Consider the following 21860-nt stretch of genomic DNA (forward strand, 5'->3'; position numbering starts at 1 on the left):
GTACTTAATGCTACAGTGGGTACTAAAAGGTAAAACCGAAGGCACTGAAAAAGTCTCTTTTAGCAAATTCGATGAAGTAACAATGGCTCCACACGTTGCGCGCCTGTTATGAGAAACCCACTCATAACAGGCTTAAGACAAAGCAACGGTTCCGCTCATTGCTTAAAAACCACTGAGAAAAGGTAAAAACCGTACCTTTTTCAGCGGCCTTGTAAAACCGACCTTTTCAGTACCCTCTTAAAATTTGCGCTTGCCGATATAGGCTGCAATTTCTCGTAAGTATGTTTTTTCTTCCGTATCAGGTAACCTTTCTAGAGCATGATAGGCTTTTTCTAAGTATTGATCACTTATCGAAATAGAATATTCAATTCCTCCTGAATTATTAATAGCCTCTAAAATCGGAGAAACATCTATATTCTCAGGGTAATTTGTTGCGAGCATTTCTTTAATCAGATGCTTAATTTTAGTATCATAATGCATCGCATAAAGTGCAGGCAACGTTACATTCCCTTGTCGCAAATCACCACCTGCTGGCTTGCCTAACTGTTCTTCCGTTCCAACAAAGTCTAATACATCATCTGTAATCTGAAAAGACATCCCTACATTGTAGCCGAATTGATAAAGGTTTCTTTGAATGTCTCTGTCTGCATTTGCTGCAAGGGCGCCTAACTCACAACTAACGGCGATTAACAAAGCTGTTTTTCGTTTGATGCGGCGTAAATAGACCCGGAAGTTTTGCCCCCAATTGTATTGATCTTTAATTTGTTCAATTTCGCCAAGACACATTTCTACCATTGCATTCGATAAAATTTGATGAATTTGGGGATTAGCAAAGAAAGTTGACGTTTCTAAAGCTTTTCCAAAAATAAAGTCACCGGTATACATCGCGACACGATTATCCCACTGAGACTTAATTGTTTTTTTTCCACGTCTAAGTTCAGCATCGTCAATCACGTCATCATGAACGAGTGAACCCATATGAATTAATTCAAGCGGAACAGCAATGTGCTTTAACTTGTTAATATCATATTGTCCAAACCTCGCTGCCAACAAAACAAAAACAGGCCGAATTCTTTTTCCACCTGCTCTTAGCAGTTGAGTTGCTGCCTCTTGCAAGACATCATTTTTCGTTTGAACTGTTTCTTCAAGTTCTTTCTCAATTATATTAATATCTGATTGAAATTGCATATAAATTTCTGCTAGTTTCATGTCGTCCACCTTATATCGTCACGACGATTTCAAATCGTCAATTAGTGTTCTATCTACTACTTACTTCCAACCTCATCCCAAATACGTAGTACTTTAACCGGTTGAGATAAATAATTCATTTGATATAGAAGATCAAAATAATAGGATAATCCCTTTTGCTCCTCTGGACCAAAGTCATTGCAGAGCTTTTGAAAATAATAATCCCAAAATGCCTTCTCGCCACCATGCGTTTTTAAAATATCAGCAATCATCGGCTGATAATTTTTCGATTCACTTTCTAATTTGCTTTGTAGAAATGAACGATAAATAAGTCCAACTAAGCTTGGGTGATTTCGTAATGTTTCGTTTCTGACCGCAAAAACGGCAAACGTCATAGGCAGCCCCGTTTTTTCAAACCACAGTTCACCCAAATCATAATGATATAGAGACGTTGCATACTCACGCCGTGCCACAATGGCATCATCGCCAATTAACAGACATGCATCATGATCTTGTAACATGCTCTTTACATTTGGATTCATCGTCGTATATGAGATTTGCAACGTATGAAAGTGCTCCAATATTATTTTTAAAAGGTGAACAGAAGAAGCCGAGCTCCATGTTAAAGCAACTTTCTTCCCATTCAATTCTTGTAACGGCACTTTTGAGAAAAGAAAAATCGAATTTACCGCTCCATATGAAGTTACTGATAAATTGGGAAGCAACGTATAGCTCGGTGCATTTTCAGCATAAGCATAAGAAGAAATCCCGCCAATATCAATCCGGCCTTTTGACATTTCATTATTTAACTGAGTGGGAACTTGGGGAACAAATTGACAGTTATGCTCAGTAAGCATTTTTTTATCTAAATGATAAAAAAACGGTAAAATATTTGTGTAGGAAATCTCACCAATTACAACACTCATCTTTCTTCCCCCCATCGTGTAAATAACTCATGCTCTACACCTAAGCTATCTAGCGCTTTGCCAACAAGGAAATTCACTAGGTCATCCATTGTCTTAGGCAGATGATAAAAACCAGGCATAGCAGGCAAAATTTTTGCCCCCACTTTTGAAATTCGCAACATATTTTCTAAATGAAGCTGATTTAAAGGGGTTTCCCTTGGGACTAATACAAGTTTACGACCTTCTTTTAACATAACATCAGCCGTACGTTCTAGCAGGTTACCCGAAGCACCATGAGCAATTCCTGAAAGAGTCCCCATTGAGCATGGAATAATAATCATTCCATCGTTTTGGTAAGAACCACTAGCAATTGGTGCTCCATAATCATGCAAATGATGTGTATGAAGTTCTCCGCCATAGTTACCGAACAAATCTTGAATGACGCTGTCTCTGTCTTCTGTATTTAAGAGGAGTTCTTCTTGAAATACACGCCATGCAGCTTCTGTTAAAATTAAGTGTACTTTGTAAGATTCAGATAGGAGCTGTTGAACTAAACGAACACCATAAATGGCTCCACTTGCCCCTGTAATCCCAACCGTATAAATCCCTCTCATGCTTTCACTCATAGTAGTACATCTCCCATCGCGAAAACGAACATGACAATACTTAAAATCCCGTTCATCGTGAAAAAGGCTACGTTTAATTTGGAAAGGTCATCTTCTGAGACAAGGGAATGCTCATAAATCATTATCGCACCAGCAATGATTACGCCAATAAAATATAACCAACCAAGCTCAGTAAAGAAAAACAAGCCAAGAAAGCTTAGAAAACTAATGACATGCAGAAAACGAGCAATCTTAAGTGCTCGTCCAATACCAAAGCGACTAGGAATAGAAAACAAACCATGTTCCCTGTCGTAATCTGCATCCTGTGTTGCGTAAATAACATCAAATCCAGCCGTCCATAAAGCAACAGCCAAAAACAAAAGAAGAGCTTCCCATGTCAATGTTCCTGTTGCACCAACCCATCCGCCTAGAGGCGCAATTCCAATCGTTCCCCCTAGAATGATATGGCACATCCATGTAAATCGTTTCGTGTATGAATAAATAACTAGAAAAAAGACAGCAACCGGCAATAAATAAACTGCTAGCATGTTTAACTGAAAAGCTGCATAAAATAGCAAAGCGAATGAAATAATGATAAATAATAACACTTCTATTTTTGAAACTAAACCTGCAGGAATCGCTCTTGTTGCCGTCCTTGGGTTATGTTTATCAATCTGCTCATCAATCACTCTGTTTAATGACATAGCTGCGCTTCTCGCCCCAACCATTGCTACGGTAATCCAAATCCATTGAGATAATGTTGGCATTGTCCCATTAACAATAAATCCACCCAACATTGCACCAAAATAAGCAAATGGCAAGGCAAAAACGGTGTGTTCAAACTTAATCATTTCTAAGATGATCTTCAACTTTCTAATCACGAAATATCTGCCCCAATTCTACTATTTTCCAACTGATTTTTTCCCTAAATGCATTGCTGCTACTCCACCTGAATAGGGTTTCACTTCCACATCTACAAAACCTGCCTCACGAAACATTTCTGCCAACCTTTCGCGATCGGGAAATGACATCGTTGATTCTTGAAGCCATGAATATTCTTCATAACTCTTAGCAAATAACTTCCCAAACACCGGCATAACTTGGCGAAAATAAAAAAAGTATAACTGCTTAAAACCTGGAATAGTTGGTTGAGAGGTTTCTAAGCATACAACGGTTCCGCCTGGTTTTACGACACGATGCATTTCCCGTAACACCTTCATATAATCCGGAACATTCCTTAAACCAAATCCAATTGTAACAAAGTCGAAGCGATTATCTTCATACGGTAGCTCCATGGCATTGCCATGACGCAAATTCACTTGAGTAAGCTTCTTTTCTTCTACTTTCTCTTGGCCAATCTTCAACATATTTTTGCTGAAATCTAGACCTTCTACATGACCGCTAGGACCAACCGCTTCTCCTAAAGCTATCGCCCAATCTGCTGTCCCGCAGCAAACATCCAATGCTTCATTTCCTTTTTGAACATTCATTCTTTTCATCGTATCCTTTCGCCAAGCTTTATGGCGTTGGAAACTAATAACCGAATTCATAATATCGTATTTTTTATAAATCGATTCAAATACTTGATGAACTCGTTCTTCTTTCGTTTGTGTCATCATGCTCACCCTTACCCTTCTTCTGCTGCTATCTCTTGATATGGCGAATGCCCTAATAATTCATCAACGTGTTCAATGATGAAGTTTTCAAAAGTGTTAAGTTCTTTGCTGCTTGTAAGTAATCGATCTTTCACGTCTTCTAACTTTCTTTCAATACTTTGCAGCTTGTCTTCCCCTGGTAATCGATCACGAAGAATGGAATCAATAAGTACAGTTTTCTTTCCATTTAACCAATCTGCCTTTTCTCGAACAAGCTTTTTTAAATAAAAAAAATCACTTATGACGGATTTCCATGTTAATTGCTCAAAATAGTGTGCCATATTTTGCATTAGGGCTGACTCGATTTGCGCACTTGTATGTTGCAGGTCGTCATAACTAACATTTTCTAAATTATTGTATAAGTTCATTTTCGATTCATTAATTTCTTGAATCGATTGTCCAAAAATCCGTATCATAGGAACATGCTTTTTTTCCGCCAGCAAAAAATAGAAAAGGCTGACATAATGGTCACCTGCAAGCACGGTCAGCTGTCGGTTTTTTCGCAACTCGTCTGAAGTAACTGGATGAAGGGAGACCTCATCATGCATATCGAATGCAGCTTGAAGTAATAATGCTGAAATCGCAAACATTTTTGCTTCTGTATTTGGCAATCGCTTGTACATCATAGCTATTAGAAAACGAACCTTATCATCATCTATTTCTGGTTCAGGAACATACGATTGCAAATATAGATGCTCAGTTAAGCTATAAAAGCTCCTTTTGATTTCTGTTACTTGCTCATTAAACTTACTTTTGTTCATAAAAAATCCCCCAAATTCCGTCCTTCATTGTTGTAGTTGCCTATTTAAAAACCCCATCTATTATATCATAGGTTCTACAATAACCTACTATGTAAAAGGTATTATTCTTCCGTATCCATCGTCCCGTGACTTGTTTGAATGATCGCTTTCCCTCTGACTTTTACAGCTGATGTATGTTCTGTAAATTGTGCGATCATAACTTCACCTTTATCAAGTTTTTCAGAATGGTGAAATCGAGTATCAGACCCTCGTGTTAAGCCAATAACATTGACACCATTTTCTTTTGCTTTTATGACAAAAAATTCATTTTGATTACTCATCTCAACTCTCCTATTCTCACGTAATTCAATACTACCTATTCTAACATGATCTATCTTATCATGGATTAGAAATTTTCGCTTCTTAAGGAGCTAAAAAACTCAATCCCCGATTTAATTTGCTTTATTATGGGTGAAATTCGCAAATGATGACTAGTGCCTGTTGCTATTTTTAAAAAGGGCACTCCTGTAAATCTTAGCATAGACATGATTAATAAAGCAAAAAGAACCCCCTTAGTGCCCTCTATGCAATGTGCAGAGCCTTTGCCATTGGTGTGAGAAGTTTTTCACACCAAAAAGCCTTCTATGAGTGATTTTTCATAGAAGGCTTGCAACTTTCGGAATAAGGTCGACTTTCGCCTTTTCAGCGCCGTTCTTAGTAGACTCTACTTTATCATGTTATAGGATAATGGCAATCAGACCACCAGAGCCCTCATTGATGATGCGCTCTAACGTTTCCTTTAGTTTGTAACGGGCATTTTCAGGCATAAGAGATAATTTTGCTGATATGCCTTCACGTACAATCGAATTAAGCGATCGTCCGAAAATATCTGAATTCCAAATAGATAGAGGATTCTCTTCAAAGTCCTGCATTAAGTAGCGAACGAGCTCCTCACTTTGCTTTTCTGTTCCTATAATTGGAGCAAACTCAGACTCAACATCCACTTTAATCATATGAATAGATGGAGCAACAGCTTTTAACCTTACTCCAAATCTTGATCCTTGACGGATAATTTCTGGTTCATCAAGACTCATATCGGATAGAGCAGGAGCAGCGATTCCGTAACCCGTTTGTTTCACCATTCTAAGAGCATCGGCCACTTGATCGTATTCTTCCTTCGCATGAGCAAAGTCTTGCATTAGTTGTAAGAGATGATCCTTCCCTCTAATCTCCACACCGACAACTTCTTTTAACACTTGGTCATATAAATCGTCTGGAGCATACAAGTCAATTTCAGCAATCCCTTGCCCCATTTCAATGCCTGCTAAACGTGCATCATCAATAAATTCATACTCAGTAAATTGGCCGACAACCCGATCAACATCGCGAAGCCTCTTAATATCTTTAACCGTCTCGCGGACTGATTCTTCATAGCTTTGACGTAACCAATGATCTTCTCTTAGCACCATAACCCAGCTTGGAAGATTAACATTAACCTCATGTACTGGAAACTCATATAGTACCTCACGTAGTACATTGTTAATATCTTGATCTGTCATGCTTTCAATGCTCATTGCAAGACAAGGAATGTCATATTCTTCAGCTAGCTTGGCCCTAAGTTGTTCCGTATCTGGATGGTGTGGTCTAACACTATTCACAACCATAATAAACGGCTTGCCAACTTCTTTTAATTCCTCTACAACTCGCGCCTCCGATTCTAAATAATCTTGACGCGGAATCTCACCTATTGAACCATCAGTTGTAACGACAACACCTAATGTTGAGTGCTCTTGAATGACTTTTCGCGTTCCAATTTCCGCTGCTTCTTGAAATGGGATAGGTTCCTCATACCAAGGAGTATTAATCATCCTAGGCCCATGTTCATCCTCGTAGCCTTTTGCTCCTGGAACAGCGTAACCAACACAATCGACGAGACGAACATTCACATCCAAGCCGTCGTCAACATGAATGGAAATGGCTTGATTTGGAACAAATTTTGGTTCTGTTGTCATGATGGTTTTTCCTGCTGCACTTTGCGGTAGCTCATCTTGAGCTCTCGCTTTTTCTGATTCATTTGCAATATTCGGGAGAACGACTAGCTCCATAAATTTCTTAATGAATGTCGACTTCCCTGTTCGAACCGCACCTACAACTCCTAGATAAATATCGCCGCCAGTGCGTTCAGCAATATCCTTGAAAATATCAACCTTTTCCACGTGATCCCCTCCCGATCGAGTAAAAATTTGAGTCTCAACTACTTTCCGAAAACCTTTGACACTATCATATCTATGATGTTGTACAAGGTTTATGACAACCTTTACTAGAAAGTTAGAAGATTCTCGTTTTTGGGCTACCGAGAAGGGGAAAAACAAAAATGCCCCTTCCTCTGATATGTATATCAGCACGGAAGGAGCATTATACCAAAAATATTTATAAATCTATTGTTTTTATCTAAGCTCCATTGCATAAGTCGGTTCCCCATTTTCATCTAATACATATGGGACACTTCGTAAAGGTACAAATGGTGTGTGCTCGTATAATAATGACCTAATATCATCGCCTTCTTCGAATGAATGATCATGCCCTTTGAGCATCATGTTTAGATCAATTCGATAATCAATGATGATCTCACCATCATTTGTTAATAATAAAGGTAAATACGTATCATGATAAGGGCTTCTAACATGTGGAGCTTCTTTGTAATTTAGGGCTTCGTGATCGAGCTTAAAAAGCCCCACATCCAGCATTTCTTCAATGGGAGCAAAACGATGCTGCCTCATGTAATCATTTAACCGTTGTTGCAATTGCTGAATTTCTCGCTGTGACGTTAAATCTATTACTTTTATTTCCGGTTGCTCCTCAACATTTACAAGGACATATTGAAATACGCCACCATTCTCAAATGCAGTACCAGGTGGTTGTTGTAAGTACCTTGGAACTAATTGATTGAAATCTATAATATATCTTTGATAAAGAGAGGTGGTTTCATCGAATGTTCGAATAGGCAAAACGCCCGTATCCGTTTGAAATTGCTCTACAGCATGCTGAACCGATTGAAGTTGATCCGGATAGGCAATCCGATTCTCAGCACGTTGATCATCTGGAAATAAGCAACCACTTAACAACAATAAGCTTATTGATAACAAGACAAAACTACATTTTTTCATTCTTTTCTAACTCCTTTCTTATTATAAAGTAGCCGTAGGTCCAACGATTACAATAAGAAAGACAATCCACCCAGAAACAAGCAAACATATAAAAGAAAAGGCTAATACGAGCTTTTGAAGCCACCCTTTTAATTTTGCTCGACTAAAAATAGCTGTTCCTGCGGATACAAACATAAGCGCTAGCGCAAAAAATGATATCCACATATTCATCATCGCTTGTGACACGATCTATCATCCTCCATATTTCCTATTTGCCCAACACATTATAGCACAGCTTGTCCATATTGTCGGTGACAGACTAAGGACAAATAGATTTTTGCTTTATATTACTAAATCAATCTAACTAAAAAAAAGTTGGAGAAGTGGGGGCACACTTCTCCAACTTGACGAAACCCTTCGTCTAAAACACAGCCCTATAGTAATGTTCGTTCCCTACAAGTATATGCAAGAACCACTAATTTGCTTGTGGCTTTTGCCTACACAGGATATTTATTTTTTATTGAACATCTTTGCAAGTGAAGCAAAGTCCATTGGCATATTATTAGTTGTAATAGCTTTGACAATTTGATCTTCTTTTTCTTTTGATACAGGTTTGTTTGCAAGCTTTGCAACTTGTGCAATAAGCTGTCTTACTGCTGCTTCATCTTTAAGATTTGTATTACTAACAGAATTAGCTAACTTTAGTAATTCGTCAGGTCTTACATTAGTCTTCTTTTGAATTTGGTCCATGAAAGATGAGTCATTATTTTGGAACATGTTGCGCCCTCCCTCTTTCGTAATATCACGATATCATATGCGATATAAAGGAGAAGGTGCATAAGAAGCCACTGAAAAAGTTTGAACTCAACCTTTTTCAGTGGACTTAACTACCAACCTATAAATCAATATTTAATTGTTCCACTTCATGCTTTTTCACTCGTCCCATGAGACGTTCCGTTGCCTGTTCTGGTTTGAGCCCTTCAAACAAGACAGCATAAAGTGCAGATGTGATAGGCATTTCAACCTGTAATTTTTCTGACAATTCGTAAGCAGCCTTTGTTGTTCTAATACCTTCGACAACCATTCCCATCGAATTTAATACTTCATCTAACGTCTTTCCTTGGCCTATCATAAACCCGGCTCGAAAATTTCTTGAGTGTACACTCGTACACGTAACAATAAGATCACCTAAACCTGAAAGTCCAGCAAATGTTAATGGGCTTGCACCTAGTTTCACTCCTACACGTGTAATTTCTGCTAATCCGCGAGTCATAATTGCCGCTTTTGTGTTATCACCCATCCCAAGCCCATTTGTTAAACCACACACAAGTGCAATCGTATTCTTAAGTGCACCACCAATCTCAACACCTACAAGATCTGGATTTGTATATACACGAAAATGTTGATTAATAAATAAATCTTGAGCTAATTCCGAGGCCGCTGAACTTTTTGAAGATACCGTAACCGTTGTAGGTTGTCTCTGACTTACCTCTTCAGCATGACTTGGCCCAGACAAGACAACAACATCTTTCAATAAATCTGAATCTCCAAACTCTTCTTCAATCATTTCAGAAATTCGTTTATGAGTGCCAGGTTCAATTCCTTTGCTAGCATGAATAATTGTAACCGGCGCTTGCAACTCTTTTTGTATCTCTGTTACCGTCTCACGAATGGCCTTTGTCGGTACGACTAGAAGGACTATTTTGACACCTTCTAATGTTTCTTTCAGCTCTACATGTCCAGTAATCCGATTAGATAAGACAACATTAGGTAAATATTTAGAATTAGTATGGTGCTGATTTATTTCCTCAATTTGTTCCTTACGTCTTGCCCAAATCTTCACTTCCAATTCATTATCAGCTAATACCATAGCTAAGGCTGTTCCCCAACTACCTGCACCAATAACAGCAACCTTAGTCAATTGACTCACTCCTTTTTTATGATTTCTGTCCGATTTTGCTTTCTGTTCCAGCAAGCAATCGTTTTATATTGGTTCGATGCCTCCAAATAGAAAGAAGGGCCACAACAATGGCTAAATAACCATAAATAACAGGATAACCATAATAATCAAGGAGAAATAATGCAAAGAGTGGTGTTAAAATTGCAAATAATATCGAACCTAGTGAAACATACCTTGTTATAACAATACTTCCAATTGCAACAATACCAGCAAACAAAGCTGGGAAGAAAACAATGGTTGCTAATACGCCAATTGTTGTCGCAACCCCTTTTCCACCTCTAAATCCGTAGTATATAGGCCAATTATGACCTAGGATGGCAGCGAGACCCGCTAAAGCTGGATATAAACCTGTTTGATCAGGTGCAACTGCGACACCAATCCACACTGCTACAATCCCTTTTAGAACGTCAAGAGCTAACACAAGTAATGCAGGACCGAGGCCTAACACTCGTAATGTATTTGTAGCCCCAGCATTTCCACTCCCATGTTGCCGTATATCTACTTTTTTAATTTTTTTTGCAATAATATAGCTAAAGCTTAAAGAGCCTAAAAGATAGCCAATTAGAATAATTATGATAAGTCCAATAAAATACATAATCCATCCCCCATTTCTAACGCTCCTTCGCTACTTAGATACAAATTTAGCAAAAGCAGTTTAATGTGACTATCACTATGTATCACATTAGTAGCGTTAGACTTCAAAAAGGGAAACATCCCTTTTTGAAGTCCTGTTAAACATTTTTCTTTCTAGCAAAAATTTTAATTGGGGTTCCTTCAAAATTAAATGTAGCCCTTAGGCGATTCTCTAGAAACCTTTCATAAGAAAAGTGCATTAATTCAGGTTCGTTTACGAAGAAAACAAAAGTCGGCGGTTCCACAGCCACTTGAGTCACATAATTAATCTTGAGTCGTTTCCCTTTGTCTGTTGGTGTTGGATTCATCGCTACTGCATCCATAATCATATCATTTAGAACATTTGTAGGAACTCGAAGATGGTGATTCTCCGATACATTTTTAACCATAGGCAAAACCGTATGAAGGCGTTGTTTTGTCTTTGCAGAAACAAACAAGATCGGTGCATACGTTAAAAACAAAAGCTCTTCTCTAAGCTTTGTTTCAAAATTCTTCATCGTTTTGTCATCTTTAGCTACGGCATCCCATTTGTTGACAACAATGATGACTGCACGTCCAGCTTCATGAGCATAACCTGCGATTTTTTTGTCTTGCTCAATTAAGCCTTCTTCTGCATTAATAACTACAAGAACTACATTTGAACGTTCAATCGCCTTAAGAGAACGCAGTACACTGTATTTCTCAGTTGCCTCATAGACTTTTCCACGTTTCCGCATCCCAGCTGTATCAATAAGGACATAATCTTGATCATCCTGTGTGAAAGGAGTATCAATCGCATCTCTCGTTGTACCTGGAATATTGCTTACGATAACTCGTTCCTCTCCAAGCATCGCATTAACAATGGAAGATTTCCCTACATTAGGTCTACCTATTAATGAAATACGAATCGTATCTTCATCATACGGATCTTCTTCTTCATCTGGAAAATGCTTAATAACTTGGTCTAGTAAATCACCTAGTCCTAATCCGTGAGATCCTGAAATTGGGTAAGGGGTATCCATTCCTAATGAATAAAACTCATATAACTCTTCTTGCATATCAGGATTATCAATCTTATTCACCCCAAGAACAACAGGCTTGTCTGATCTAAATAAAAGTTTCGCTACTTCTTGATCAGCACCTGTGATTCCTTCTCGACCATTAACGATAAAAATTATTACATCAGCTTCCTTTATCGCTAGTTCTGCTTGGGCACGCATTTGGACTAATAAGGGCTCATCTCCTAATTCAATTCCACCTGTATCAATTAGATTAAATTCACGATTTAACCATTCCCCCTTACTATAAATACGATCACGTGTAACTCCTGGCATATCTTCTACAATCGCTACCCGTTCTCCTACTATTCGATTAAAAATCGTTGACTTCCCAACATTAGGACGTCCGACTATCGCTACAACTGGCTTGGTCATAACGTCACAACCTTTCTATTTTACTATGTAAAATCATCCATTTTTTCTTGCAACTTATTTATTTTACTTGATTTCTACATTGTTGTCGACTTCTACTTTTATGAACTTTGCTTTAACACACTCGTTTTCGGTTCTCTCAGGACAAGTTTCCCAAGGGCAACAGAAACCTGTTTTAATCCCCAAACGACACTATATAGACCCCCTACTACAGCAACAATATCAAAGAAATAAAGACTGCCTATGCTATAATCCATATAAAGATGATGTTGCGTAACAAGCCCAGTTAAAAGCTCGCCTTGAATTAGACCAGAAAATGCAAACAATAATCGATGCCTAAATGTTGCAGCTAAGAAAAAGGAGATAATAGCTGTCATTAATCCTATCATCCAGCGACTATCAATGTACACTACAACCGGATCAAATATCATCATCATTTGAAAGCCAGCATAAGCTGCTGCAATAGTAATTGAAGCAATAAAGGCATGAACCAAATTACATTCTTTCACCTTATTTAACTGCCAAAATAAATAGCCGGAAAATATAACATAAACTAAATGAACTGTTGTATTTGCAAAGACTAACGTTTTGGGAAGTAAAATAAAAAATAGTAGTAATGAGAACGCACTCCAAAACCTTGCTTTTGATTTTGACCAAAAAAAGGTGATCACTACCCAAAATATCCAACCAAACCAATAAATAAAAATACCTTCCATTATGCCACCTCCTTCCTTTTAAGTATCGACGAAGTGAAGTCGTTCTAACCATAAAATACATAGAAATAAGACTTTGCGGGACAATAAATACGATTCTTTGATTCTACATAAAGGAGGGGGATAACATGGGGAAAGATCGCCAAGAAAAAAAACTAAAAAAATCTGGTCGAGTTGAATCCGATCGAGACCAAAGTTTAGATTATACAGGTTCTGCAAAAATGCAAAGCCCTGATCAAGCTAGGCAGCAACAACGTCCATAAGTTCTATTCGGTAAAGTCACTCCCTTTTTATCCAATAAAAATCGGCACCTTTTTAAGGATGCCGATTTTTGTTACATGATATAAAATTAGTTCTTATATTTCTTTAATTGATCTCCAATCATATCTCCAAGAGAAAATCCTGCTGACTCCTCTTCTTTTGAAGCTTCATAAGCTTGGTAATCTGCATCACCAGACTCCTCTTCCTCTAGTAAATCGCGAATACTTAAGGATATACGCTTTTCTTCTATATTCACATCTAATACTTTCACTTCAACCTTCTCACCTTCAGTTAATACTTCAGATGGTGTGCCGATGTGACGGTTTGCAATTTGTGAAATGTGAACTAAGCCCTCTACCCCAGGAGCAAGTTCAATAAATGCTCCAAATGACACAAGACGTCTTACGACACCTTCAACTACATCACCAGCAGCCACTTTTCCTGAATAGCTTTCCCATGGACCAGGCAATGTGTCTTTGATAGACAATGAAACTCGTTCACTATCTTCATCAACAGATAAAATCTTAACCTTAACAACATCACCTTCATTAACGACATCAGATGGCTTTTCAACCCGATGGTGCGCAAGCTGAGAAATATGTACTAAACCATCAACACCACCTACATCTACAAATGCGCCAAAATCTGTTAAACGTTGTACTTTTCCTTCAACGACATCGCCAGCTTTTAAAGTTTGGAGAACATTGCGTTTCTTCTGTTCTACTTCTTCATCCAAAACGGCACGTTGAGAAAGAATAAGCTTATTGTTTTCTTTATCAATTTCAGCTACTTTTAAACGTAATGTACGTCCTTTGTAATCTGAAAAATCCTCAACGAAATGACGTTCTACTAAAGAAGCAGGGATGAATCCGCGCACACCTACATCGACAACGAGTCCTCCCTTTACGACATCCGCCACTTCCACTTCAAGAATTTGGCCAGACTCGTAAGCTTGTTGAAGCTCATCCCATGCTTTCTCAGCTTGTACCGCCCGCTTTGAAAGGATTAGCTCATCATCCTCTAATTTTAGAACTTTTAATTCGAGCTCATCGTCAACTGAAAGAACATCACTGACTTTTTCTACATGTAAACTTGATAACTCACTAATTGGCACAATGCCATCTACTTTAAAACCTACATCGACAAACGCTTGTTTATCTTCGACTTTTGTCACTTTCCCTGTTACAACATCCCCTACAGAAAAAGACTTCATTTCCGTTACTTCATTGTTCATTTCTTCGACCATTGACTTTTGCCTCCTTCAATCCCCGCAGTCTAGTAGCGGTATCTAACTATTATTTTAACTATCTTTCACGCTAGCGAAAGAAAAGTGATTACTATGATTTCAATTTATGTTCTTCTATTAACTTTTTGATTTCAGTCATGATGACTTCCGTTGCTTCTTCAGCAGATGCCTTACGCTCCCGCAATTCACTAAAATCAATAGGTGGTCCGTAGACTAACTTTAAAGATTTGAACGTTCGATATGGGCCAATAATGGCACATGGAATAACAACAGCATCTGTTCGAAGAGCAAAAAATCCAGCTCCTGTTAAACCTTTTCCTAATTTGCCATCCTTGCTTCTCGTTCCTTCTGGAAATAAGCCTATCATCTTGCCTTCTTTTAATAATTTCATGGCTGTACGTATCGCTTGCTTATCACTCATTCCTCTTCTTACAGGAAAAGCACCTAATTTAGGTAGCAGCCCTTTTAATATTGGCTTTTCGAATAACTCTTGTTTTGCCATGTAATGCAACTGTCTTTTAATATAGGCTCCTAGAAGAGGTGGATCAAAATTATGGATATGATTGCAACAAAGAATCGTTGCCCCTGAATCGGGTATGTTTTCTTTACCGATTATCTCCACTTTATAAGAAGTCGAGAGAAATATTCTGCTTACACTTTGACCAAATTGATAAATTCGCATCTTATCTTGCCCTTTCTTTTGCTAGCTCAATAATTGATTTTGCAACTTCTGGAATCGTAAGTGAAGTTGAATCAATTTCAACTGCATCATCTGCCTTTTTTAAAGGAGCAAATTCTCTTGTTGAATCCAATTGATCCCGGCGGGCAATTTCTTCTTTTAATTGATCAAAATCAGCAGGTATTCCTTTTTCTTTTTGTTCTTCATAACGTCTTCTAGCTCGCTCATCCACAGAAGCAGTTAAAAACACTTTAACTTTGGCATCAGGAAGAACATACGTACCAATATCCCTGCCATCTAGCACAGCTTCGCCTTTTTCCGCAAGTTTCCTCTGACGTTCAACCATCTCTAATCGAACACCTTCATGACTTGAAACTAATGACACATTCGAAGTTACATCTTTCATTCGAATCGCTTCTGTCACATCTTCATTATTTAATAATACACGAACACCACTTTGTTCATGTTGAAGGTGAATGGTTGTCTTACTTAAAATTTCAGTTAAAGCAGGACCATTTTGAAGATCTATCCCTTCTCGTAATGCTGCTAATGTAAGAGCGCGATACATTGCACCAGTATCAATATAGAGATAACTTAGCTGTTCTGCGACTAATTTCGCAACAGTACTTTTCCCTGCACCAGCAGGACCATCAATAGCAATATTCATCTTTTTGTTCATTAACTTATACACCTCATATACAATAAAACAATTGAAAGTGTTTACATCTCTGTATTTTTCCAATTGTTCTCTCCATAATCTTATCATATTCTTACATCACGGTCTAACTAAAGGTTGCGAATTATCAGTCATAAACTAGAAAAAATCGGCTACTTGTAGCTTAATTACACTAGTTTTTAAGATAACCGTTATAATTTTTCAGATTTTCTTCGTAGTGCAAGCTGCCTTTTCCTGTCTCTTCATTTATTGGGTAGTCGATGATATACATCCCATCTTTTTTATCTACTAAGCGACATTTATATCGCAACAATCTCTTTTTAAAGTCTTTTACTTCTTGTAACTCTAAGAAGATGGTAGATCCAACTTTAATCAATCTCCTGACTCCTCCCACTTACATAAACTCCATCTATTATCTCATGAATAATCAAAAAGAAGAAGCACGAGATGCTTCTTCCTTTCTTCTTTTTCTATTTCAAGAAAAATCGTAGATAGGTTCGGATTGATTTAGTCGATCGACTTTCTCTTCTTCCCCATCTTCTGCATTAATAAACAATCGATACGTTTGGTCTTCAATGACCCCGTAATATTCATAGCAAAGCACTTCTTTCCCTAGATCATTTTCAATGACAGCTAAATGATCTTCCATTACATCTAAACGAGGATTCAAGCGGTCTCTCGCCTCTTCGTTCGTCAGCTCAGGATCTGGTATATCACGGTCTTTATGATGGATTAAATAACTTTTTGCCTCATACCCAACTACATCTCCATCATCAAGGGCTATTTCAAGGCGAATCAAATCCGTGTAAACACGAACGTTATCCTCTAGATGAACAAACTCAAGCATAGCAATGGAATCATATTGTCTACTATCGACAAGTTGCATGCTTTCTTTTCCATGTTCTTCTAGATATTCTTCCGCAAGTTCAACCGCCTCATTTAAGCTAATATTTTGCTCTTCAATTTGGCGGTCTTGTAAGATCCAAATTGGTTCTCCTCCATTGACACTCATATCCATATAATAATTTGTCTCATGATCAGGGTCCTCAGCAACAATTGTATAGGCTGGGTACTCTAAGCCGTTCCCTGTATCAGCCACATGAACAGGTGTATTCTCATTTAATTGCAGGTATTCACGTGCAATTTCTTCTGCCTCTTCTTTTGTAACAGGCTCACCGTCTAATGCTTCTTTTAATTCTCCATTTAGATCATCAATGGAAGCTAATCCTGCTCCCCACTCCGTTTCACTATAACTTTGGATTGATTTGTTCATAACTTCTAGATTTTTAACAACCATGTTACTTAATGGTTCTTGCGTCGCACGCATTTCTTCTTCAATATCTATCCATTGATCACCATTGGCCAGCATCATCGCTTGTGATTTACGAACTTCTTCACGAATCTCCTTAGAATAGTCATACAATTTCTCTAATGTTTCATATTCTTTATCCGTTAATGGCTCTTTTTCCAAATCACGAATCGATGTTAGATAACTAAATCTTCCTAACTTAAACAAAAACTCTTCCGTTTTTCCTAGATCTACAGAGCTTAATGGTAGTTGACCAATATTCTCTTGTGCTAAACTTACAATTCTCCAAACGTCTGCTAACGCTGGAGTTAGCTGGCGCCGTGAGTTCATCGCAAGTGTCGCACCTAATTGATCTTCAATTTGGTCAATATGAAACGCAAGTTCATGGAATGCTCGTTGATAATTGTTCTCTGCAGTCACTTTTAAGATCTGCTTCTCTTCACGTTCTTGAAAGCCCCATATCCCTGTTGCAACAACGGCTACGGCTAATAGACCTATAACAATATTACGTACCATAATAATCACCTCCAAAAATTAATGACAGAATATATGTTTTCCGATTCGTTTAATTTGTGGTCTCGTCCAAATCCAACCAGATGTCGCTGTATCAGGATTAAAATAATACAGTGCATTTCCTGATGGATCTTGCCCATTAATTGCATCAAGTACAGCGCGACGAGCTGTCTCATTGGGTTCCATGTAGATCTGCCCATCCGCAACAGCTGTAAACGCACGTGGTTCAAAAATTACACCAGATGCTGTATTTGGGAAAGTCGGACTATTAATACGGTTAATAATTACTGCAGCTACCGCTACTTGACCTACATATGGTTCGCCACGTGCTTCACCATATACCGCTTGGGCCATAATTTGAATATCATTTTCTGAATACCCTGCAGGTACATTGGTTGCTTTTTGGATATTTGCTTCATTATCCTGTTCTTCTGGCTCTTCAGCATATGGCACTGGCTCTTCAGGTGCAGCTGGTTCAGGCTCAGGTTGCGGCGCTGGGTCTGCTCCTGGTTGTGGCTGCGGTTGCTCTGGCGCTGCTTCACCTGGTCCTGGCTGTGGTTGCGGCTGCTCTGGCGCTGCTTCACCTGGTCCTGGCTGTGGCTGCGGCTGCTCTGGCGCTGCTTCACCTGGTCCTGGCTGTGGCTGCGGCTGCTCTGGCGCTGCTTCACCTGGTCCTGGCTGTGGTTGTGCACCATCCCTGCTCCCTTTTGGTCCTTTTTGGATCTCCTTAGGTGTGCCGCCGTAGTGAGTAAATTTACGGCCTTCATTTAACGCTTTTTTGACAAACTCTTCGTTATAATTCGTTGAGCGCACTAACATATCTTTCATTTGTGGTCCTACTAGTCCATCTACGTCTAGTCCAAATTCACTCTGAAAGTTACGAACGGCCCAATAAGTACTCCAATCGTACACTCCATTAATGGTGCCGGTATAAAAACCGTTGTACTGAAGTCTTGCTTGCAATTCAACAACATCATCACCCGTTGCCCCTCTTTGAATTACTTGGTCAGTAAATGCATGAGTGGGTGACGTATTCACAATTAACCCAATACAAATGAATGTCATGATAAGTGGAATCTTGAATGAAAACAGATTACGTTTCATGTTGTAGACCTCCTTGTGTTCGTGGTATCTGTTTCATGACATGGTCATGATTGATATGGATAGTGTTTGTTTTCGACCTAGTTTTATACAATTTCTTATCAAATTCTTACCAATCTTCTTCCTAAACATCGCCTATAGAGCCTTGAAAAGATAGGCTTTACAACAAAAAAGGTTATCCCAAAAGGTCTATATTTGACCTCTGGGATAACCCCTGCTAGTTCTTACATTATCCTAATACATTAAAATAACGGCCTTCAGGATGGGCAAATACCATAGCTGTAACTGAAGCTTCCGGCTCCATCATGAAGCGCTCAATAAATTAATGTATATAAACCTTGTTAAATTAACCTTTTTTTGTTTATTTAATTTTATATTATACACAACGGATGGTTAGACCATAAATTTCAACTAAATATAAGCACATGTTTTGATTAATTAACGTAGAACTTCCTACTTAAATGGACTAGTTATTTTGAGCCGTTAAATACATGTAAGTCTTATAGCTCATGTTGTGCAAATGGTCGATTTTGTAGCTGTTAATCTTATTGAGACTGGTTAATCATGAATTATTTGATGATCAAGTGAAAACATTGAAATTAGATTTCTATACGAAAAAACTTACAACGGAATCATTTTTAAAATTATTACTCTACGCACAGCTCGAAGAAGTAGAAAGTCTTCATGCGCTGAGTGATTGTCTTTTCGACGACCAGCTTCAAAAAGGTGTCAACCTTGATTCGATCAGTATCTCTCAGCTCTCACGGCGTTTGAATGGTATGAATCCAGATCTATTTCAAAGGCTTTTCCTGGATTTAGTCGTAAAAATCCATGCCAAAACACATTACACAAAACTCATCATGCCATTAAAAATCATTGATTCAAGCACATTGCCACTTAATTTGACCAATCATAAATGGGCTGAGTTCCGCAAAACAAAAGCGGGTGTAAAGTTGCATTTGCGGCTTGTATTTATGGAAAAAGGGATTTCCTATCCTGAAAAGGGTGCTCACAACGGCAAAGGAACATGATCGTGGTCAACTAAAAATCATGATAGATGACAAGGAATGCATGTATGTGTTTGACCGTGGCTATCTAGACTATGAACGCTTTGATCGTATGACAGATGACGGCTATTTCTTCCTATCCAGGCTACGTAAAAATGCAGTCATACGAGAAGTCTACGATTTCAAACTACCCGAGGATACGACGATTCTGTCTGATCAAATGGTGTTAATTGGTACGACTCAAAACCGTACTGAGAATTACTTTCGTCTTTTACGAGTGATTGATTCAAAAGGAAACGAAATTCAGTTACTTACGAATCGTTTTGATTTAAGTGCCGAAGAGATTGAGTTGTTTTTCAAATGGATTAAGCAGCATCTCAGTATCAAAAAGTTCTACGGTCAAAGTGAATGGGCGATCCACAATCAAGTGTTTATCGCATTAATTGTTTTTTGCCTACATGTTCTCATTCAACTCGAGACGGAAAGCAAGCGAAAGACCTTACAAATTAGTCGTTATCTAAGAGCTGCTTTGTGGAAGCCGGCACATATTTGGCTTCGGAAAATTGAAGAAAAAGTCATTCCTTAATAAACAATCTGTCGCCGTCACAAATGTCTAATTGTAAATAATTTTCTAAATGGATGGAGCCACCTTTAACTGGGTATTTACCTTTTTGGCTCTAAGCAGGATGAATACAGAAACTGAAAATTCAGTCAATATTTATGCAACACTAATGATTTTGCAATAAACAATATAAAAACTTTAATTTAATTAACTTGTCTACAGCAACTCTTATATCTAAATCATATTATGATAATCAGTACTACGATAAATATAAAAAGGAGGCTTATCCATGGCACTACAACTTATGAAATTACTTGTAACTGCGTCTACCACAACCTCTGTAGACCCAGAACAAGAAAAGTTCTTTCACGTAACTACAGGAGAAACTGCTGCCGGGACTACACTGTCAATTGATACAGCAGATTTCTTTGATGACGCCGGTGCTGTAGCTACTGATCTGCCTGTTTTAAATACTGATAATAGTTACTTTAATGTTTATATTAATGGGGTTCTACAAATGGAGGGAATATCAACTTATACACCTGGTGCAACAACTGAGGGTTCACTTGATGTTGACGTTCCTGCAGGAGGAGACCCAATCCTAACAGGTACTCCAATTGTATTAGAAATAGTAAACTTCTCTCCAACTTCAACGACAGATGTTGCAACTTAACCCAAAAAGGTAAGGATTTATATCCTTACCTTTTTTATGACTGATAAATAGTTACAAACTGAAGGTTAATTGGAGTATTTTTAATAGGAATATCTTTGGTTTTTAAACGTAAACACCCTTTATCAACCTCATAAGTATTTGGAGGTTGTAATACTCCATTTATGAATAGGTTAGTATATGAGACTTTTTTAGGATCTAAAATACCTCGTTCTCCGTATTCTTTAAGTTCATCATCATTTGTATAAACTGCACTAATTCCATCCGATAAAGCATTGTACTGATAAGTATCAACTTTAGAAACCTTTTTAGGTTTTTTTATGGGTACTTTTATCCTAATTTCATCTGTTGAGATTACCCAATCATAAACCCTATTCGTAGTAATGAAATGCTTTCTGTTATTTTGCTCCATTTTGACCACCTAAATAATTTTTTTTATTATATGTTGTCCCATGATAATTGGTCATAAAAATAAAAAGTTTTTAGATAGACTTGGTAATCGTGTTTTTTATTGAAGCACATAATGAAATTATTTAACCTACCCTTCACCTATCAGCTTATCAATCATCCCTAATAAGCTCCTCATAACTATCTCTTTTCCCTCATCATCTGAGCTATCATATATCCTTACCATTTCTTTTATCTGTCGCTTAAATAAGGCTGACATATTCTTGTATTCATTCATTTTCAATAGTTTAACTCTTTATGCTTTCGGTATAATTCTTTTACAATTAGAACGTTGTCTTTAAAACCCTTATTATTTAACTGCATAACATAACCCTGAGCATCCTCTAACGATTTAAACTCTTCAACTGCGTAATCATCCATATAGTTTTGAAAAATCACTAAATAAATTTCCTTACTTTGATTTTCCTTATCAAC

At 37.9% G+C, this 21860-nt stretch carries 25 protein-coding genes and 2 pseudogenes; 3 read left to right on the top strand and 24 right to left on the bottom strand.

The features are described 5' to 3' along the window. Positions 1–237: 237 nt before the first annotated feature. The 15 genes from hepT to AC1FXP_RS02640 all read right to left on the bottom strand — a co-directional run bounded on the left by hepT (position 238) and on the right by AC1FXP_RS02640 (position 12957). The gene (hepT, locus tag AC1FXP_RS02570; RefSeq protein ID WP_480058492.1) at positions 238–1209 is read right to left on the bottom strand and encodes a heptaprenyl diphosphate synthase component II; all 972 of its coding nucleotides are present in this window, start codon (positions 1207–1209) and stop codon (positions 238–240) included. A gap of 56 nt (positions 1210–1265) precedes the next feature. Next, positions 1266–2114: a menaquinone biosynthesis protein gene (locus tag AC1FXP_RS02575; protein WP_480058494.1), complete on the bottom strand. Its 849-nt coding sequence runs from the start codon at positions 2112–2114 to the stop codon at positions 1266–1268. After that, positions 2111–2719: a UbiX family flavin prenyltransferase gene (locus tag AC1FXP_RS02580; protein ID WP_480058495.1), complete on the bottom strand. Its 609-nt coding sequence runs from the start codon at positions 2717–2719 to the stop codon at positions 2111–2113. The genes AC1FXP_RS02575 and AC1FXP_RS02580 overlap by 4 nt, the downstream gene beginning before the upstream one ends. Then, complete coding sequence (locus tag AC1FXP_RS02585; protein WP_480058496.1) at positions 2716–3579, bottom strand: UbiA-like polyprenyltransferase; 864 nt, start codon at positions 3577–3579, stop codon at positions 2716–2718. The genes AC1FXP_RS02580 and AC1FXP_RS02585 overlap by 4 nt, the downstream gene beginning before the upstream one ends. A 21-nt stretch (positions 3580–3600) precedes the next feature. Continuing rightward, positions 3601–4314 carry a demethylmenaquinone methyltransferase gene (gene menG, locus AC1FXP_RS02590; protein ID WP_480058886.1) on the bottom strand — a complete coding sequence of 238 codons (714 nt, stop codon included), beginning with the start codon at positions 4312–4314 and terminating at the stop codon, positions 3601–3603. An 11-nt stretch (positions 4315–4325) separates the two neighbouring features. After that, positions 4326–5114 carry a heptaprenyl diphosphate synthase component 1 gene (locus tag AC1FXP_RS02595; RefSeq protein WP_480058498.1) on the bottom strand — a complete coding sequence of 263 codons (789 nt, stop codon included), beginning with the start codon at positions 5112–5114 and terminating at the stop codon, positions 4326–4328. Between the two features lie 101 nt (positions 5115–5215). After that, positions 5216–5434: a trp RNA-binding attenuation protein MtrB gene (mtrB, locus tag AC1FXP_RS02600; protein ID WP_034628532.1), complete on the bottom strand. Its 219-nt coding sequence runs from the start codon at positions 5432–5434 to the stop codon at positions 5216–5218. Positions 5435–5830: 396 nt separating this feature from the next. Next, complete coding sequence (gene spoIVA / locus AC1FXP_RS02605; RefSeq protein WP_480058500.1) at positions 5831–7309, bottom strand: stage IV sporulation protein A; 1479 nt, start codon at positions 7307–7309, stop codon at positions 5831–5833. A 231-nt stretch (positions 7310–7540) separates the two neighbouring features. Then, on the bottom strand, positions 7541–8260 hold the full coding sequence (locus AC1FXP_RS02610) for a hypothetical protein (protein WP_480058502.1): 720 nt from the start codon (positions 8258–8260) through the stop codon (positions 7541–7543). Between the two features lie 21 nt (positions 8261–8281). Beyond that, positions 8282–8485, bottom strand: coding sequence for a DUF2768 domain-containing protein (locus tag AC1FXP_RS02615; protein ID WP_250094833.1), 204 nt, complete (start codon positions 8483–8485; stop codon positions 8282–8284). 264 nt (positions 8486–8749) lie between these two features. Then, complete coding sequence (locus AC1FXP_RS02620) at positions 8750–9016, bottom strand: stage VI sporulation protein F (RefSeq protein WP_250094832.1); 267 nt, start codon at positions 9014–9016, stop codon at positions 8750–8752. Between the two features lie 118 nt (positions 9017–9134). Beyond that, the gene (locus AC1FXP_RS02625; RefSeq protein WP_480058504.1) at positions 9135–10160 is read right to left on the bottom strand and encodes an NAD(P)H-dependent glycerol-3-phosphate dehydrogenase; all 1026 of its coding nucleotides are present in this window, start codon (positions 10158–10160) and stop codon (positions 9135–9137) included. Between the two features lie 16 nt (positions 10161–10176). Next, positions 10177–10794, bottom strand: a complete 618-nt coding sequence (plsY, locus tag AC1FXP_RS02630; protein WP_480058506.1) for a glycerol-3-phosphate 1-O-acyltransferase PlsY — start codon at positions 10792–10794, stop codon at positions 10177–10179. A 136-nt stretch (positions 10795–10930) separates the two neighbouring features. Continuing rightward, entirely contained in the window at positions 10931–12244 is a 1314-nt protein-coding gene (gene der / locus AC1FXP_RS02635; protein WP_480058508.1) for a ribosome biogenesis GTPase Der, read from the bottom strand. Positions 12245–12342: 98 nt separating this feature from the next. Beyond that, complete coding sequence (locus AC1FXP_RS02640; RefSeq protein ID WP_480058509.1) at positions 12343–12957, bottom strand: YphA family membrane protein; 615 nt, start codon at positions 12955–12957, stop codon at positions 12343–12345. 125 nt (positions 12958–13082) lie between these two features. Between AC1FXP_RS02640 and AC1FXP_RS02645 the strand changes: the two genes are divergently transcribed. Then, positions 13083–13217: a YpzI family protein gene (locus tag AC1FXP_RS02645; RefSeq protein WP_480058511.1), complete on the top strand. Its 135-nt coding sequence runs from the start codon at positions 13083–13085 to the stop codon at positions 13215–13217. An 86-nt stretch (positions 13218–13303) separates the two neighbouring features. Here AC1FXP_RS02645 and rpsA read toward each other — a convergent pair whose 3' ends face one another. The 7 genes and pseudogenes from rpsA to AC1FXP_RS02680 all read right to left on the bottom strand — a co-directional run. Then, complete coding sequence (gene rpsA, locus AC1FXP_RS02650) at positions 13304–14461, bottom strand: 30S ribosomal protein S1 (RefSeq protein ID WP_250094826.1); 1158 nt, start codon at positions 14459–14461, stop codon at positions 13304–13306. A 91-nt stretch (positions 14462–14552) separates the two neighbouring features. Then, a complete protein-coding gene (locus tag AC1FXP_RS02655) occupies positions 14553–15143 on the bottom strand; it encodes a lysophospholipid acyltransferase family protein (RefSeq protein ID WP_480058512.1) in 591 nt (196 codons plus the stop codon). A 1-nt stretch (position 15144) separates the two neighbouring features. Then, entirely contained in the window at positions 15145–15819 is a 675-nt protein-coding gene (gene cmk, locus AC1FXP_RS02660; RefSeq protein WP_480058514.1) for a (d)CMP kinase, read from the bottom strand. A gap of 169 nt (positions 15820–15988) precedes the next feature. Further along, positions 15989–16192, bottom strand: coding sequence for a hypothetical protein (locus AC1FXP_RS02665; RefSeq protein WP_480058516.1), 204 nt, complete (start codon positions 16190–16192; stop codon positions 15989–15991). Positions 16193–16291: 99 nt separating this feature from the next. Next, entirely contained in the window at positions 16292–17641 is a 1350-nt protein-coding gene (ypeB, locus tag AC1FXP_RS02670; protein ID WP_480058518.1) for a germination protein YpeB, read from the bottom strand. 18 nt (positions 17642–17659) lie between these two features. After that, complete coding sequence (locus AC1FXP_RS02675) at positions 17660–18742, bottom strand: cell wall hydrolase (protein WP_480058520.1); 1083 nt, start codon at positions 18740–18742, stop codon at positions 17660–17662. A gap of 226 nt (positions 18743–18968) precedes the next feature. After that, positions 18969–19055, bottom strand: a pseudogene (locus tag AC1FXP_RS02680) (vitamin B12 dependent-methionine synthase activation domain-containing protein); the annotation flags it as partial. 226 nt (positions 19056–19281) lie between these two features. Here AC1FXP_RS02680 and AC1FXP_RS02685 point away from each other — a divergent pair. Together AC1FXP_RS02685 and AC1FXP_RS02690 are read left to right on the top strand one after the other, a co-directional pair. Beyond that, positions 19282–20332: pseudogene (locus AC1FXP_RS02685) on the top strand (IS4 family transposase). 265 nt (positions 20333–20597) lie between these two features. Beyond that, positions 20598–20981, top strand: a complete 384-nt coding sequence (locus tag AC1FXP_RS02690; RefSeq protein WP_480058522.1) for a DUF4183 domain-containing protein — start codon at positions 20598–20600, stop codon at positions 20979–20981. A 34-nt stretch (positions 20982–21015) separates the two neighbouring features. Here AC1FXP_RS02690 and AC1FXP_RS02695 read toward each other — a convergent pair whose 3' ends face one another. Both AC1FXP_RS02695 and AC1FXP_RS02700 read right to left on the bottom strand, forming a co-directional pair. Further along, positions 21016–21390, bottom strand: a complete 375-nt coding sequence (locus AC1FXP_RS02695) for a DUF4183 domain-containing protein (protein WP_480058524.1) — start codon at positions 21388–21390, stop codon at positions 21016–21018. Positions 21391–21665: 275 nt separating this feature from the next. Beyond that, positions 21666–21824 carry a hypothetical protein gene (locus AC1FXP_RS02700; protein WP_480058526.1) on the bottom strand — a complete coding sequence of 53 codons (159 nt, stop codon included), beginning with the start codon at positions 21822–21824 and terminating at the stop codon, positions 21666–21668. Positions 21825–21860: the final 36 nt, after the last annotated feature.

This window comes from Halalkalibacter sp. HAAS-P013, from assembly GCF_056619925.1.

Coding starts and splice junctions, on each gene's coding strand:
- hepT (WP_480058492.1), bottom strand. CDS start 1,209: ATGAAACTAGCAGAAATTTATATGCAATTTCAATCAGATATTAATATA.
- AC1FXP_RS02575 (WP_480058494.1), bottom strand. CDS start 2,114: ATGAGTGTTGTAATTGGTGAGATTTCCTACACAAATATTTTACCGTTT.
- AC1FXP_RS02580 (WP_480058495.1), bottom strand. CDS start 2,719: ATGAGTGAAAGCATGAGAGGGATTTATACGGTTGGGATTACAGGGGCA.
- menG (WP_480058886.1), bottom strand. CDS start 4,314: ATGACACAAACGAAAGAAGAACGAGTTCATCAAGTATTTGAATCGATT.
- AC1FXP_RS02595 (WP_480058498.1), bottom strand. CDS start 5,114: ATGAACAAAAGTAAGTTTAATGAGCAAGTAACAGAAATCAAAAGGAGC.
- mtrB (WP_034628532.1), bottom strand. CDS start 5,434: ATGAGTAATCAAAATGAATTTTTTGTCATAAAAGCAAAAGAAAATGGT.
- AC1FXP_RS02610 (WP_480058502.1), bottom strand. CDS start 8,260: ATGAAAAAATGTAGTTTTGTCTTGTTATCAATAAGCTTATTGTTGTTA.
- AC1FXP_RS02620 (WP_250094832.1), bottom strand. CDS start 9,016: ATGTTCCAAAATAATGACTCATCTTTCATGGACCAAATTCAAAAGAAG.
- plsY (WP_480058506.1), bottom strand. CDS start 10,794: ATGTATTTTATTGGACTTATCATAATTATTCTAATTGGCTATCTTTTA.
- der (WP_480058508.1), bottom strand. CDS start 12,244: ATGACCAAGCCAGTTGTAGCGATAGTCGGACGTCCTAATGTTGGGAAG.
- AC1FXP_RS02640 (WP_480058509.1), bottom strand. CDS start 12,957: ATGGAAGGTATTTTTATTTATTGGTTTGGTTGGATATTTTGGGTAGTG.
- AC1FXP_RS02645 (WP_480058511.1), top strand. CDS start 13,083: ATGGGGAAAGATCGCCAAGAAAAAAAACTAAAAAAATCTGGTCGAGTT.
- rpsA (WP_250094826.1), bottom strand. CDS start 14,461: ATGGTCGAAGAAATGAACAATGAAGTAACGGAAATGAAGTCTTTTTCT.
- AC1FXP_RS02655 (WP_480058512.1), bottom strand. CDS start 15,143: ATGCGAATTTATCAATTTGGTCAAAGTGTAAGCAGAATATTTCTCTCG.
- cmk (WP_480058514.1), bottom strand. CDS start 15,819: ATGAACAAAAAGATGAATATTGCTATTGATGGTCCTGCTGGTGCAGGG.
- ypeB (WP_480058518.1), bottom strand. CDS start 17,641: ATGGTACGTAATATTGTTATAGGTCTATTAGCCGTAGCCGTTGTTGCA.
- AC1FXP_RS02675 (WP_480058520.1), bottom strand. CDS start 18,742: ATGAAACGTAATCTGTTTTCATTCAAGATTCCACTTATCATGACATTC.
- AC1FXP_RS02690 (WP_480058522.1), top strand. CDS start 20,598: ATGGCACTACAACTTATGAAATTACTTGTAACTGCGTCTACCACAACC.
- AC1FXP_RS02695 (WP_480058524.1), bottom strand. CDS start 21,390: ATGGAGCAAAATAACAGAAAGCATTTCATTACTACGAATAGGGTTTAT.